Raw genomic sequence first — 14788 nt, forward strand, 5'->3', positions numbered from 1 at the left:
CCGGGGCAGCCGCTCGACGGCCTCACAGGCGGCGGTCTGAACGGACGCGCCTGGCCCGATGGCCGTAGGCGGCAGCCCTCTCAACGCAACTGTTCGAGGATCGAGGTCTCCGACAGGCTCGTGCGGATGTCGGTATCGGCCACCGTGGGCACGTCGGGGCACCAGCGTGACATGGCAGCTTCCAGCGCTGACTTGACGTCCGCGGCGATGGCGTGAGCTTCGGCTTCGTCGCACTCGATGACGACGCTGTCGTGGACGGTCTGCACAGCGTCGGCTGTGGGGTAGCGCTCAAGCGCTTCGCTCAGCCGACCGTAGGCGTCGAGCATCACGTCGGCCACGCCGCCTTGGATCGGGGCGTTGCGGTAGGCATTGGCCATCTGGCCGACCCGGGTGTGCAACGCGCGCCGCAGCAGGAACTGCTGGTCGGCGTCGCCCATGGCAACGCCGACCTCGTCGATGACAGCCCGCCGCAGGTGCCGTTGCTCCAGCACCTTGTCCACGGCCGGCCGTAGCGTGCCGCCCGCTGCGGCCGTCGGCGGAGCAAGGTCGAAGCGGGCCAGCACTCGCCGCCACACCTCGGCCGGCCGGGGCTTGGTCGAGCAGCCGACCACAGCAGCGGCTTCGCCCAGCACCCAGTCCACGGAGAACGTGAACTGTTGCCGGCGACCAGCCGGCGTATGCGAGCTGAACGACAGCGGCGAGCCATCGGAACGGACGACTACCGGCGCGGCAAACGACAGCGCCCACGCCACCTCGGCAACGTCAATCTCGCTCAGGCCGATCGTCGGGCCGCCGGCGAACCGGCCCGGGTCGATCGCGCCGGCCCGATCGGCTGCGAGCAGGGCCTCGTGGACCTCCTCGGCGCTGTGATGCCGGCGCTGCTGGCTCCGAAGCGTCCGCCGAGCGTCATCGGTGCGGGGCCACAGGGCCCCCAGCCGCAGCGTCAGCGGCCAATCGGCATCCAGCGAGGTGGCGGCGAAGTGACCGATGAAGCGGTCCCGCTCGTCCACCCAGTGGGCGATGCCGGGGTACGCGCTCAGGTAGGCCTCGATGAGCGCGTCGGCCTCGCCGCGGCTGGTCGGCACGCCGGCGTCGGTGAGGCCACGCGACAGCCCCGCGCCGCGCTGCCCGTACAGGATCCCGAAGTTGATGCGCTTGGCCTTGGTGCGGAATTCCTCGTAGCGGGGCCGGTCGAGCGCCGCCAACCCCGCCGGTCCGTCGAGGCGCACGTCGAACATCCGCTCAGCGGTGGCGGTGTGGATATCGAGACCTTGCTCGAACGCCGACCGAAGGCCGTCGTCGCCCGCGAGCTGGGTGGCGAAGCGCAATTCGGCCTGGCTCAAGTCGGAATAGACGAAGACCCGCCCGGGCGAGGGCTTCATGTAGGGCTTCAGCCGAGGGGTGAAGTTCTGCGCATTCGGGTTGCGGCTGGCCAGCCGACCCGTGTTGGTGCCCACCACCTGCAGGTACTCCGGGTGCAGGCGGCCGTCGTCCCACAGGTGCTCGGCCATCGTGTGCCCATACGTACTCAAGGTCTTGGACAGGTCGCGGTAGGCCAGCAGCGCGCTGCAGAGTTCGCCGCCGATGCCCGCCAGCACCGAGGCGCCGAGCGAATCAGTCGGCGCCAGCGGCCGGGCTCGGCCGTCGGTCTTGACCGTCCATGCCTCCACCTCGTCGGACGCGAAACGGTTCAGGACCTCACGTGCCTGCTGTTCGCTGTCGGGGTTCCAGCTGGGCTCGAGACCGCCGCCGAAGAGATCGCCTTGACCGCCGCCGGTCAGCTCGGCCAAATGGGTGAGCACCTCGACGCGCCGCGACGCCAGCTCCGCCAGCTCGGCTTCCCAACCCTGCACGTCGAAGGGCAGACCGGCGCGCTCCATGCGGTCGAGAAACGGCCGGGCCGCCTGCTCCAGACGGCAGACCTCCTCCAGCCCGGCGTCTCGCAGCCCCTCACGCAGCTCGTCGGACACCCACAAGGTCTCCACTGCGTCCGCTGCTGCGTAGGCCACCTGGCTGTCGCTCAGCGGCCCGTTGGCGGAGTAGGAGAGCTGTGTCGTGGCCTTCCCTTCGACGCTGAGGCCGAGATAGCGCTCGGCGGCCCACGCAAGCCCATGGAAGAAGCTGAACCCGGTCAGCCCCTGATGCAGCAGAGCATCGGCCAGCTGTGCGTCCCACCAGCGCAATGACCCCACCGCCGCACCCGCAGCCGCGGCCGGCTCCATGAGATGGGTGTCGATGACACGATCGTCAAACGTCGCGTTCCAGGCATCCGACGCCAGGTCCTGGAGCCGCAAGCCCTCGTGCAACGCTGTCGCCAGTTCACACAATTCGTGCGAGGCGACATCGACGACCCATGCGTGCTCGGCACCGTCGGGAGTGCGAGTTGCCGCGGATATCACCCGCAGTTGGGGAACGCGACCGCGCGACCCCGCATAGCGAGGCTCATAGACCGTCTCGGTATCCATTGCACGGGCTTCGGACGCCGACAGCGCACCGACGAACTCGCCGAGCCGGTCGGGGCCCACGACCGTGACGGGCACCTGAGCCGGATCTCGCGAGGCTTCTGGACGCGGGTCGAGCCGCCGGACGTCCGCTGGGGCACGGGCAAGATCGGCAACGGCGTCCACGAGCGCACCCTAGGACGGCCCTGTCACAGCCACCGGACAGCTGCAGCGGGTATCGCGAGCCGCCTGGATGGGACGGCCCCCGACCACCTCAGGCGTACTGCACTTCGATGAAATCCTCGGGTGAGCCGTCGCCTGCTTCGGTCTCGGCGGTGATGAGATCGTGCAAGCGTTTCGCCACAGGGCCGACTGTGCCGTTGCCGATCGGGGCGCCGTCCCACTCCACCACCGGGAAAACGTGAGTGTCGCCGCCGGACATGATGACCTCAGCGCCGGCGCGAGCCTCGTCGGCCCGCAGTGGCCGCTGTTCCACGCCGCGCAGCAGTCCTTCGTCGCTGAGCGGCCCCCTGGCCAGATCCAGCAGGCGCCGCATGGTGGTGCCGTGCAGGATGCCCTCGAACGGGGGAGTCACGAAGACGCCGTCGTGGCTCACGCTGCACACGTTCAGTACGCAGGCTTCCGCGATGAAGCCGTCGTCGTCCACGATGATCCCGAATGTCCCCCCGCCGTCGGCCGCCTCGAGGTGGGTCAGGACGTTCAGCAGGTAGTTGTTCGACTTGATCTGGGCCAGCAGCGGCGGCTTTTGGGGCGTCTCGCGCACCGTTGCTTCGCGGAAGCCGTCCCGCATCGGGTCGAAGCCTCCATCGCCGAAGCTCATGGGGTCGAGCACGACGCAGTAGAAGCACGGCTCTTCGCATTCGGCCGGCATGAACGAGAACCCGCCCGGGCCCGCTGTCAGCCAGTAGCGGACGATGGCGTTGCGGGCACCGGAGGCTGCCGCGGTGTCGGCGACCATCTGGATGAGCTCGTCGCGCGACCACGGAATCTGGAGGCGGGCGCCCGCAGCACTCGCAAGCAGCCGATCGATGTGGATGCCGAGCCGGTACAGCCGGCCGTTCACCAGCGAGCAGGTGTCGAAGACGCCATGGCCCCGATGCACCATGTGATCGTCGAGCGGCACCGTCATGACGGTGGGATCGGTGACGACGCCTCCCAAGTAGGAGCTGAACATGGCGTAGCAACCGCGCTTGCCCCGGCGTCGCGCGGACATGCGCTCGACAGCTTCGGCAGCACTCAGGATCTGCTGGGCCGGGCGCAGGCTGCCGCCGGACTCGTCTGGTGCGGCAGCGTCGCCGTTCCCCGAGCCGTTCCCCGAAACCGTTCGCAGCGCCACGTGCCGATACTAGGTGGACCGCCGTGCCCGGCTTCGGGAGCCGCTGCTGATCCCAGTCGGTCGCAGCGTCCATTGAGGGGGCGCCGTTGATGGTCGGCGCGCGTAACCTCGCTGGGCAATGGCGGTTCCGGATGGGGAGGACGCGCCCCCGGCGTTCGGGCCGACGGCGCTGGCGACGCCGGCCAACCTGGTGACGGTCGCCCGGATTGCGGCCTCGCCCGTGTTCATCTGGATGATCGTGCGGACCGACGAGGCCCGCTGGTCCACGTTCGTCGTCGGTTTCGCCATCGCCATGACCGACTACCTCGACGGCTGGCTGGCCCGCCGACACGGCACGACGCGTGCGGGCGCGTTCCTGGACCCGCTGGCCGACAAGGTGCTGGTGCTCGGCGGCATGGCGGCGCTCGTGTGGAACGGCCAATTCCACGCTGTCCCGGTGATCGTCATCGCGGCACGGGAGCTGCTGATCAGCGCCTACCGGTCACGTGCCGGCCGCCAAGGCATCACGGTGCCGGCGACCAAGCTCGCCAAGTGGAAGACGTTCGTCCAGCTCTGGGCCATCGGCTTCGCCGTCATGCCGCCGCTGGCCACGAACGCCCACTGGGTGGCCACGCTCACGCTGTGGCTGGCGGTGGCGCTCACTGCGTGGACCGGCTGGTCGTACCTGCGGTCGGCTCATGGCGTGGCGGCCGCGCAGCTCGGCGACGACACTTCCGGCTGAACCGCGCCATCCTCTGCCCCTAGGGTCACGGCTTGTGAAGACTGAGATCGTCGCTGTGGGCACCGAATTGTTGCTGGGCCAGATCGTCGACACGAACTCCTCGTGGATGGGCGAGCAGCTCGCCCTGGCCGGCATCGACAGCCACTACCAGACCAAGGTGGGGGACAACTGGGATCGCATCGAGGACGCCTTCCGGCTGGCGCTCGACCGCAGCGATGCCGTGATCGTGTGCGGCGGCCTGGGGCCCACCCAAGACGACATCACCCGTGAGGTGCTGGCGTCGGTGATGGGGGTCGAGCTGGTGCTCGACGAGCGCATCGCCGAGCGGATTCGGGCGATGTTCGCAAGCCGAAGCCGCCCGATGCCCGAGAACAACCTGCGTCAGGCCATGGTTCCCGTCGGCGCGTCGCCGATCCCGCAGCAGCCCGGCACTGCGCCCGGCCTGGTGGCGCCCATTCGCTGGGTGGAGGGCACCGGGGCCGTCGCTCCCGGCGCTGAGCCGCCGGACGGGGCGGAGGTACTCGACCGCGTGGTGTACGTGGTGCCCGGTGTGCCGTATGAGATGCGCGAGATGATGAACGGCACGGTGCTCGGCGACCTGCAGCGGCGCGCCGGTGTCAGCGCAACCATCGAGAGCCGGGTGCTGCGCACGTGGGGTCAGAGCGAATCGGGTCTGGCCGAGATGCTGGCCGGTCGCATCGATGAGCTGGACGAAGCTGGCAACCCGACCTTGGCGTTCCTGGCCAGCGGCATCGAGGGCATCAAGGTGCGGATCACCGCCAAGGGTGCTGACTCGGCCGAAGCGTGGCGCCTGATCGAGTCCGAGCAGGCGGTGCTTGAGCCGCTGCTCGGCGACCTGGTCTTCGCCTACGACGACGACAACATGGAAGCGGCCGTGCTCGCCGAGCTGGGCCGGCTGGGTTTGACGCTCGGTGTCGCCGAGACGATCACCGGCGGCCGCATGGCGAACCGCCTGTCGTCGGCAGAGGCTGCGATGCGTGCCGGCACGGCGCCCGGCGGGGCCAAGCTGGGCGATCCCGGGCTCGCGTCCGCAGCCGATACCGGCCAACCCGATGGCGGGACCGGTCCGCGCACTTTCGCGGGCGGCATCGTGGCCCGCTCAGAGCACCTGACGGAGTACCTGCTGCATGCCGGCTCGTCGACGGTGTCGCCGATGGGCGACGATCTCGTTCCGCCGCTCGCGTCGGCCGCCGGCGCCGAGGCGCTCGCCCGAGCGGCCCGCCTGCGCACCGGCGCCAGCGTGGGCCTCGCTGTCACGGCGATCGAAGACCGCAACGCAGCCACGCCCGAGCATCCCTTCGGCACGGCGTTCCTGGCCGTGTCGATCTCGGCGCAACCAGCGCGCGGCGACATTCCCGCAGTCGCTCACCGCGACAAGGCCGACGAGATCCGCCTGCCCGGCGACCGCGAGCGGCTCGCCGACTACAGCGCCATCTCGGCGCTCAATCTGCTGCGCCTCACACTCACCGGCCGCCGCTAGAGGCTGAGCCCCGGGCCCGAGCGGTCCGCGAGCGCAGCGAGCCAGAGCGGGAAGCTCAGGGCGAAGCCGTGGCCCGAGCGGCCCACGGACGGCCATTCCCACATCCCGCGAACGCGATCTCTGGATGGCAGGCTGTCCCGATGCGTTTCGGATTCTGGACGAAGAACGATCAAGAGACCTCGGCGGTCATCGAGTGCTGCCAGCACGCCGAGGTCACCGGCTGGGACGGGTTGTGGTTTGCCGACCACTTCATGCCCAACGAGGAGAACGTGGACCAGCCGGTCCACGAGGCGTGGTCGGTGCTCGCGGCGCTTGCGGTAGCAGTGCCCCGGGTACGTCTCGGCCCGCTCGTGGCCGGCAACACCTACCGCAACCCGGCGCTGACGGCCAAGATCGCCACAACGATCGACCACCTGTCGGGCGGCCGGGTGGTGCTGGGCATCGGCGCCGGATGGCAGGAGAACGAGCACGAGGCCTACGGATTCGATTTCGGCACGCTGCGCAGCCGCATGGATCGCTTCGACGAGGCCGTCGAGATCATCAGCTCGCTGCTCGGCAACACACGCACGAACTTCAACGGCGAGCACTACACGGTGGCCGGGGCACCGCTCGACCCCAAGCCGGTGCAGTCACCGGTCCCGCTGCTGATCGGCGGGGGCGGTCGGAAGCGCACGCTGCGGACCACTGCTCGCTGGGCCACCGAATGGAACTACTGGGGTATGCCCGATGACATCGCCGAACTGTGCTCGGTACTCGACGGGCACTGCGAGGCGATCGGCCGCGACCCCGGCGAGATCAGCCGTTCAGCCTGCGCGTTGCTGTTCATCAATGAGGACTCGGCCAAGCTGGACCGCTTCCGTGCCATGGACCTGGGCCGGGCCACCATCGTCGGCACTCCCGACGAGGTCAGCGAGGTCGTCGAGCAGTACCGGCAGGTCGGCGTCGACGAGCTGATCATCCCCGACTTCACCTTCGGCCCCATGGATGCCAAAAAGCACTCCATGGACCTGTTCATCAACGAGGTAGCACCCAACTTCCGCTGACGGCAGCGCAACACCACACCACACGACACTCCGACGACAGGAGAACGAGATGAAGATCGGTCTGTTTCAGATCAACATGGGGGCGCTGGGCGATGCAGCCGGCGCTGAGGGCGCCGGCCGCATTGCCGTGGCCGCCGAGCAAGCCGGCTTCGAGTCGGTGTGGACGGGGGAGCACGTGGTGCTGCCCGACCCGCAGGCGCCGCCATCGCCGCTGCCGCCGCTGCATCCGATGCTCGACCCCGCGGTCGCCCTCGCGTACGTCGCAGCGCTCACCAGCGAGATCAAGCTGGGCACGGGCATCATCATCGTTCCCCAGCGCAACCCGCTGGTGCTGGCCAAAGAACTCGCCAGCGTGGATGTGCTGTCGGGCGGCCGTCTGCTGTTCGGCGTCGGCGTCGGCTACCTCGGCCCGGAGTTCGAAGCGCTGGGCATCCCGATGGAAGACCGTGCCCGCCGCACCGAGGAATACATCGAGGCCATGCGCGCCATCTGGTCGATGGACGCGCCCGCGTACGAGGGCGAGTTCGTCAGTTTCTCCGATGTGCAGGCTCGTCCCAGGCCGGTCCAGCAGCCGGGCCCGCCAGTGGTGATGGGCGGCCACACCGCGCCTGCCTACCGCCGATCGGTCACGATGAGCGAGGGCTGGTACGGGTTCGCGCTCGACTACGACGCCACGCAGCGCTGCATCGACGGTCTGTCGGAGGCAGGCGCCCGCTACGACCGGCCCGCCGAACTCGGCAGGCTGGAGATCACCGTGACGCCGCGGGTGCGGCCGACACCGGAGATGGTCGAGCGTTTCGCCGAGATGGGCGTGGACCGCCTGGTGCTGCTGCCGAATGGCCAAACCGTCGACGAAGTAGCCGCCTTCGTCGACCACATCGGCTCGACGATTCTGAACTGAGTCCGGCCGGGGCCGGGCGTGACCGCCGGATTACCGGCGCCCCGCAGCGTTCGGCCGGCGGATGGCCTCGCCGGCAGACACGATGCCTTGGTCTTCGAGCGTATCGATCGCTCTGTCGTCGAGGCCGGCGAGCTCGCGCAACACCTCGCGATTGTGCTGACCCCGGTCACCGGCGACGGCTCCCGGCGCCACGCCTGCATCGGCTGCCCTGAACCGCCACGGCGATTGCGGAACGGTCATCGGTGCGGCGGCTTCGCCCCCCACGATGTCGACAAAAGCGCCGCGCTCAGCGGCCCAGTCGGTTTCGGCGAGTTCAGCCACGGTGCGCACTTCTGCTGCCATCACCGACTTCACGCCGATCGCTGTTTCGACCGCCTCGGCGCTGTCGAACTGGCTCACCCATTCGCCGAAGATGGCTTCGATCTCGTCGCGATGCAGGACGCGATCCTCAATGCGGGCGAAACGCGGGTCGTCGCGCAGATCTGGCCGGTTCATCGCTGCCGCGATCACCTTGAAGCCGAAGTTGGCGGTGAGATCGAGTGTCACGGTGACGTGCCGGCCGTTTGACAGCGCGTACACCGCCGCCCAGTTCTGCCCGCCCTTGAAACCGATCATCGGATCCTGGCCGGTCAGGTCGGTCGCGGCCTGGTCGTTGCACATCAGCGTGCTCTCGGCCATCGACACCTCGACGGTCTGGCCGCGCCCGGTCCGCATGCGCATGTGGAGCGCCGCCAGAACGGCGCCCAGAGCATGCAGCCCGGTGTAGGTGTCGGCGTGCGACATCGGGTCGTTGCGGTAGGCGTCCCCTCCCCGCCGCCGGGAGACCATCTCGGTCACGCCGGCCTCGGCGTGCAGCACCGACGCAAACGCTCCCCGGCCGCTGCGGCTGTTGCCGTGCCCCCAACCCGAGACAGACGCCACGATGATGCCGGGGTTGATCTCGCTGAGCACGTCGTAGCCCAGCCCCAGCTTGTCGAGCACTCCCGGCCGGTAGTTCTCCAGCACGATGTCGGCCTTGGGGACCATCGACAGCAGCACGTCGCGGCCGGCGGGCTGGGTCAGGTCGAGCGAAATGCACTCCTTGCCCACGTTGAACTGGGCGAAGTAGGGCGAGAACCCGTCGACGTTGGGAACGATGAACCTGGTGAGGTCGGCATCGGGAGGCTCGATCTTCACGACGCGAGCGCCCAGATCGGCCAACAGGCGGCCGGTGATCGGCCCCGCCACCGCGCGGGTCAGATCCAGCACAAGCACGTCTTCGAGCGGGCGTTCCACGGCGCACGACGATAGAGCCGCGCAGCGCTCGCTGCCTGTCTTCAGCGGCCGATGTCGCTGCCCGCTCTCAGCGGGCGATGCCGCTGCTCGCCGGCACCGGCATCCAGACGCTCGGCGGGGACAGCTGCACTGGTGAACGCCTTGGCGGCGGGCCCTCGGCCGGCTCGAGCGGCACCGGGTCGCGTGTCAGCCTCGAGATGACCAGCGTTCCCGCCAGGGCGAACACTGCCACGACGGCGATGGGCACGAGCGTCCCGCCGGTCTGCTCGTGCATGGTGAGCATCAGGATCGGGCCCACCATGCTGCCGATGCCGTAGCAGAAGAACAGGCGGCCCAGCACCGACCCGATGCCTGCTACGCCGAACAGGTGCGGTGTGACGTCGCCCTGCAGCGCGACGAAGCCGCCGTAGCCGACGCCCAGCAGCACGGCGAACACCACGATCTGCCAGTAGCGGTCGGATGCGAAGAACCAGATCACGTACGCCACCGGCAGCATCCCGAACGAGATCGTCAGCAAGCGCACCGACCCGAGGGCCCGGGCGAAGCTGGTCAGCAGCAGGCGCCCGACGATGCTCGCGCCGCCGACGACCGACAGCAGCAGCGCTGCCGCGCTGGCGCTGATGCCGGCCGAGCGGGCGAAGGGGATGATGGCAGCGAGCGAGCCGATCACCGGCACCGCGAACAGAGCGGAGCCGATCGTCAGCAGCCAGAACGCCTTCGTCCGGCAGACACGGCGAACGTGCTCGCGCGGATGAGCGGTCGCGACGATCGGCGTGCGCCGCACCAGCACGAAGCACACGACGTAGGTGATCGCTGCGATGACGGCCAGCCACCGGAAGGCCTCGCGCCAGCCCAGGATCTCGATCATGCGCTCGGCCAGCGGTACCAAGAACATGGTGCCCAGGCCGGGCCCCGTCGCGACCAGCCCTTGGGACACTGCCCGGTGCCGCAGGAACCATGACGCTGCCGTCGCGAACAGCGGTGAGACGAACAGGCCCGCCCCGAAGCCGCAGCCGATGCCGTAGACGACGTAGCCGTGCCAGATCTGCGACACCGACGAGGTCAGGACTAGGCCGGCTACGAACATTGCGCCGCCCACCGCCAGCAGCGGCCGCGGCCCCAGCCGATGCAGCAGCGGGCCCGAGATGATCCCGGTGCTGAAGAACAGCAGCGTGGCGATTCCGATCATCACCGAGGTGCCGCCCTGGCCGGTTCCGAACTCGGCCGACATCGACTCGATGAACGCGCCGAACGTGTAGATGGTGCCGAAGGCCACGCCGCATGACAGGCCGGCGCCGACCGCCACCAGCCAGGCGCGCCACGAGTCGATCAGCTCAGGCTGGCTCGCGAGCGGGGGAGCGGCACCTGCCACAGGAATGGAATTCAGCCGTCTGTGCTGTCGCCGGTGCTGATGTCGGCGACGAGATCGCCTACCCGCATCTCACCGTCGTGCGTCTGGCCGCCCAGTTCAATGAACTGCTCCATGGCGGGCTGCGCTTCCGGCGTGCGCAGGAGCCGTTGGAAGAGGTATCGCTCCTCGAACATGCCGTCCCTGAGGGGGAGTTCGTCGGCCGCATTGACGGCTTGCTTGGCCAGCGCGACGGCCTGGGGCGGGAACTTCGCGATGCGGTATGCCAGATCGGTGACGAACGGCCGCAGCTCGTCGGCGGGCAGTGCACGGTTGAGGTAGCCCCATTGTTCGGCCGTCTGCGCACCGATGTCGACGCCGCCCAGGATCACCTCCATGGCGCGGCCGCGCCCGACCAGACGGGGGAGCCGCTGCGTGCCGGTGCCGCCGGGCAGGATGCCGATCGGCACCTCCATCTGGTTGATGACCGTGCGGTCGAGCGCGCCGAAGCGCATGTCGCACGACATCGACAGCTCGCTGCCTCCGCCGCCGACTCGTCCGCCGATCTCGACAATGGTGGCTTTGGGCATCGTGCGGTACGTCTCGCACATGGCGTGGAACCCGACGTGTTCCGTGGGTCGTTCGGCGGGGCCATCGGTCGGGTAGCCCAGGATCGCCGTCACGTCGAAGTGGGCGATGAAGAAATCCGGGTTGTCGCTGCGGAGCACCACCACCCGCACCGAGTCGTCATCGGCGACGTGAACGCTGAACTTCGCGAGCTCGCGGAACAGCGCCGGCGTCATCACGTTGATCGGCGGGGCGTCGATGGTGGCGAACACGACACCCGCGTCGCGCTCGATGTGCAGCAGCTCGAAGTCGTTGTCGGTCATCGCAGCGGATTTCTCAGCAGAGGGGCTCATGGGTCGCAGCGTGCCACATGTGCGCGACACGATGGCGTGCTCGCCGCCGCTCGGCACACGGCGGCTCAAGGCTTGACACGAACTGATGTTCGGAACTACATTTCTGTCATTCGCGCACGGCAGAAAACCACCCGTGAGTTGTCACACCCCGCTTCTACGGTGCTCCAAGACGGCATCGCACACCGGGTGCGGCCGAACGGGAGTCCGAGGAGGACGACATGAGTCAGCAAGACACAGAACGGGACCGGGCGCTGGACATGACGCTCACGCAGATCCGCCGCCAGTTCGGCGACGGATCCGTGATGAAGATGGGCGAGAAGCACCACATGGCGGTCGAGGCGATCTCCTCGGGCAGCCTCGCGATCGACCTGGCGCTCGGCATCGGGGGCTTTCCCCGCGGCCGGGTGGTGGAGGTGTACGGCCCTGAGGCATCGGGCAAGTCCACGCTCGCCATGCACTTGGTGGCCGAGGCGCAGCGAACCGGCGGCGTGTGCGCCTATGTCGACGCTGAGCATGCGATGGATCCGGTGTATGCGAAGAACATCGGCGTCGATGTCGACGAGCTGCTGATCTCCCAGCCCGACACCGGCGAGCAGGCGCTCGAGATCACCGACATGCTCATCCGCTCGGGTGCCATCGATGTCGTGGTCGTCGACTCGGTGGCGGCGCTTACGCCGCGGGCAGAGATCGAGGGCGAGATGGGCGACACCCATGTCGGCCTGCAGGCACGCCTCATGTCCCAGGCGCTGCGCAAGCTCACCGCCAACCTGAACAAGACCAAGACGATCTGCGTGTTCATCAACCAGCTGCGCGAGAAGATCGGCGTGATGTTCGGCAGCCCCGAGACCACCTCGGGCGGCCGGGCGCTGAAGTTCTATTCGTCCGTGCGGATCGACATCCGCCGCATCGAGGCCATCAAGGTCGAGGGCGAGGTCGTGGGCGGTCGCACTCGCGTCAAGGTCGTCAAGAACAAGGTGGCGCCGCCTTTCCGCCAGGCCGAGTTCGACATCATGTACGGGCAGGGCATCAGCCGTGAGGGCTCGCTGCTCGACGTGGGTGTCGAGCACGGCATCGTGAAGAAGTCGGGTGCTTGGTACACCTACGAGGGCGAGCAGCTGGGTCAGGGCCGCGAGAACGCCAAGAAGTTCCTGATCGCGAATCCCGAGGTCACCGTCGAGATCGACGGCCGGATCCGCACCGCGCTCGGCATCGGGGCCGATGGCGAGGCAGACGACGATGCCGACGTGCTCGACCGCCTCGACGATGCGCAGTCGGCACGCTCCGAGGGTGCCAGCGTCGATTGACGCCCCGATCTGCTCGATACAGGTGCCACAGCGGGCGGCCCATGGGCCATCCTGACGAACCGGCACCGCACGGCGGTGTTGTCGTAGCCTGATCCGGTCGTAGGCGAGCGGGGCGATCCGGCTTCGGATCAGGAGCCTCGGATCGGGGAGAGTCAGGTGGCGCAGCAGACCGGGAAGCAGAAGGTCGACAAACAGAAGACCGACAAGCCGCAGAACGTCTTCAACTTCGACTATTCCCGCGACGTCGACGGCCGCCCGCCGCAGTCGTACTACGACGACATCAAGCGGCGGTTCGCTGAAGAACGCGATCTGCGGCTGGGCTACCGGCCTCCGGGCACGCAGATCTACACGTCGGAGCTTGTCGGCGATTTCGCCCGCTACGAGGAGGATCCGTACGCAGCCGAGCGCATCGAGCGCCCGCCCGTGCACGACGAGGTCGAGGTGCTGTTCATCGGGGGCGGGTTCTCGGCGCTGCTGACCTCTGCCCGGCTGCGCCAGAAGGGCGTGGAGAGCATCCGCATCGTCGAGCGCGGCGCCGATGTCGGCGGCACCTGGTACTGGAACCGGTACCCGGGGGTGGCCTGCGATGTCGTCTCGTACGACTACCTGCCCTTGCTGGATGAGACCGGCTACGTGCCGTCGCGGCACTACGCCACCGGCGACGAGATCTACGAGTACTGCCGGCTGATCGCCCGCAAGTACGACCTCTACGACCTGGCGATGTTCCAGACCACCGTGACGTCGACCGTCTGGGACGGCGAGGCGGAGGTGTGGCGCATCGGCACCGACCGTGGCGATGAGATCACCGCACAGTTCGTCATCTGCGCCAACGGCACCCTCGCCAAGCCGAAGCTGGCCGTCATCGAGGGCATGGAGCGCTTCACCGGTCATTCCTTCCACACGTCGCGGTGGGACTACGACTACACCGGCGACGACCTCGAGAACCTCAGCGACAAGCGGGTCGGCATCATCGGCACCGGCGCGACGGCAGTGCAGGCCATCCCGCAGCTCGGCGAGATGTCCAAGGAGCTGTACGTCTTCCAGCGGACGCCATCCTCGATCGACATCCGCGACGACTGGGAGACCGACCAGGACTGGGCGGCGAAGCTGCAGCCGGGCTGGCAGGCACGCCGGCGCGAGCGAGCCATGGCCGGGCCTCGCCTGAGCGACGAGCAGAAGGCGCGCCGTGCGGCGATGTCTCGCGACGAGAAGATCCGCCGCCAGGAGAACGCCAACATCGACGCCATGATGCGCATCCACCGGCGCATCGACGAGGTTGTGGAAGACCCCGCAACGGCCGAGGCGCTCAAGCCCTGGTACATGCTCATGTGCAAGCGGCCGTGCTTCCACAACGACTACCTGCCCACGTTCAACCGGCCGAATGTGCACCTGGTCGATACCCAGGGCAAGGGCATCACCCAGATCACCGAGCAGGGCCCGCTCTTCGACGGCACCCAGTACGAGCTCGACCTGCTGATCTACGCCACCGGATTCGAGGTGCAGAAGACCGGCATCTACAACCGCATCGTCGGCGAGAACGACCTGGAGCTGACCGACAAGTACGCAGACGGCATCCGCACGCTGCTGGGCATTCACACCGCCGGCTACCCGAACCTGTTCATCATGGGCGGCTATCAGGCCTTCTTCGCGTTCAACCTGACCGACGTGCTCAACAGCCAGGGCGAGCACATCTCCGAGTGCATCGACTTCGTGCGCCGGGGCGGCCTGCAGACCATGGATTGCCTGCCCGAGGCCGAGGAATGGTGGGTGCAGCAGGTCATCGCCAACCGCGGCAAGACCACCCGCAACCGCGATTGCACACCCGGCTACTACAACTTCGAAGGCGCCGAGAACCGCCGCCAGGACGGCAACTTCAACGGCAACATCAAGCAGTACTTGGGCTTCATGGCCCACGCCCGCGAGAACATGTCGGAGAACTTCGCTTTCACGCAGCGCTGACCGCGGCCTGATCTGACT

General features: G+C 68.3%; 11 protein-coding genes. 6 read left to right on the forward strand and 5 right to left on the reverse strand.

Going from position 1 to position 14788, the window contains the following annotated elements:
* Positions 1-80: 80 nt before the first annotated feature.
* Positions 81-2627 (reverse strand): DNA polymerase, encoded by a 2547-nt coding sequence (locus tag ACOQPE_RS10260; RefSeq protein WP_420608817.1) that lies wholly within the window; start codon positions 2625-2627, stop codon positions 81-83.
* Between the two features lie 88 nt (positions 2628-2715).
* A complete protein-coding gene (locus ACOQPE_RS10265) occupies positions 2716-3798 on the reverse strand; it encodes an aminotransferase class IV (protein WP_420608818.1) in 1083 nt (360 codons plus the stop codon).
* A 118-nt stretch (positions 3799-3916) separates the two neighbouring features.
* Between ACOQPE_RS10265 and pgsA the strand changes: the two genes are divergently transcribed.
* The 4 genes from pgsA to ACOQPE_RS10285 all read left to right on the forward strand — a co-directional run bounded on the left by pgsA (position 3917) and on the right by ACOQPE_RS10285 (position 7964).
* The gene (pgsA, locus tag ACOQPE_RS10270) at positions 3917-4519 is read left to right on the forward strand and encodes a CDP-diacylglycerol--glycerol-3-phosphate 3-phosphatidyltransferase (RefSeq protein WP_420608819.1); all 603 of its coding nucleotides are present in this window, start codon (positions 3917-3919) and stop codon (positions 4517-4519) included.
* Positions 4520-4553: 34 nt separating this feature from the next.
* Positions 4554-6020, forward strand: a complete 1467-nt coding sequence (locus ACOQPE_RS10275; protein WP_420608820.1) for a molybdopterin-binding protein — start codon at positions 4554-4556, stop codon at positions 6018-6020.
* A 140-nt stretch (positions 6021-6160) separates the two neighbouring features.
* Positions 6161-7063 carry a TIGR03560 family F420-dependent LLM class oxidoreductase gene (locus ACOQPE_RS10280; RefSeq protein WP_420608821.1) on the forward strand — a complete coding sequence of 301 codons (903 nt, stop codon included), beginning with the start codon at positions 6161-6163 and terminating at the stop codon, positions 7061-7063.
* A 49-nt stretch (positions 7064-7112) separates the two neighbouring features.
* Positions 7113-7964, forward strand: a complete 852-nt coding sequence (locus ACOQPE_RS10285; protein ID WP_420608822.1) for a TIGR03619 family F420-dependent LLM class oxidoreductase — start codon at positions 7113-7115, stop codon at positions 7962-7964.
* Positions 7965-7994: 30 nt separating this feature from the next.
* Here ACOQPE_RS10285 and ACOQPE_RS10290 read toward each other — a convergent pair whose 3' ends face one another.
* From ACOQPE_RS10290 to ACOQPE_RS10300, 3 genes are all read right to left on the reverse strand, one after another.
* Positions 7995-9239 (reverse strand): CaiB/BaiF CoA transferase family protein, encoded by a 1245-nt coding sequence (locus ACOQPE_RS10290; RefSeq protein ID WP_420608823.1) that lies wholly within the window; start codon positions 9237-9239, stop codon positions 7995-7997.
* A gap of 67 nt (positions 9240-9306) precedes the next feature.
* Entirely contained in the window at positions 9307-10611 is a 1305-nt protein-coding gene (locus ACOQPE_RS10295) for an MFS transporter (RefSeq protein WP_420608824.1), read from the reverse strand.
* 11 nt (positions 10612-10622) lie between these two features.
* Complete coding sequence (locus tag ACOQPE_RS10300; RefSeq protein ID WP_420608825.1) at positions 10623-11507, reverse strand: enoyl-CoA hydratase/isomerase family protein; 885 nt, start codon at positions 11505-11507, stop codon at positions 10623-10625.
* A 218-nt stretch (positions 11508-11725) separates the two neighbouring features.
* Between ACOQPE_RS10300 and recA the strand changes: the two genes are divergently transcribed.
* Complete coding sequence (recA, locus tag ACOQPE_RS10305; protein ID WP_419854021.1) at positions 11726-12811, forward strand: recombinase RecA; 1086 nt, start codon at positions 11726-11728, stop codon at positions 12809-12811.
* Between the two features lie 156 nt (positions 12812-12967).
* The gene (locus ACOQPE_RS10310) at positions 12968-14770 is read left to right on the forward strand and encodes a flavin-containing monooxygenase (protein WP_420608826.1); all 1803 of its coding nucleotides are present in this window, start codon (positions 12968-12970) and stop codon (positions 14768-14770) included.
* Positions 14771-14788: the final 18 nt, after the last annotated feature.

This window comes from Candidatus Poriferisodalis sp. (assembly GCF_965219595.1).
Lineage (GTDB): Bacteria > Actinomycetota > Acidimicrobiia > Acidimicrobiales > Poriferisodalaceae > Poriferisodalis.

Bases quoted from the DNA above. Each gene is read 5' to 3' on its own strand.
- pgsA (WP_420608819.1), top strand. From the start codon at position 3,917: ATGGCGGTTCCGGATGGGGAGGACGCGCCCCCGGCGTTCGGGCCGACG.
- ACOQPE_RS10280 (WP_420608821.1), top strand. From the start codon at position 6,161: ATGCGTTTCGGATTCTGGACGAAGAACGATCAAGAGACCTCGGCGGTC.
- ACOQPE_RS10285 (WP_420608822.1), top strand. From the start codon at position 7,113: ATGAAGATCGGTCTGTTTCAGATCAACATGGGGGCGCTGGGCGATGCA.
- ACOQPE_RS10300 (WP_420608825.1), bottom strand. From the start codon at position 11,507: ATGAGCCCCTCTGCTGAGAAATCCGCTGCGATGACCGACAACGACTTC.
- recA (WP_419854021.1), top strand. From the start codon at position 11,726: ATGAGTCAGCAAGACACAGAACGGGACCGGGCGCTGGACATGACGCTC.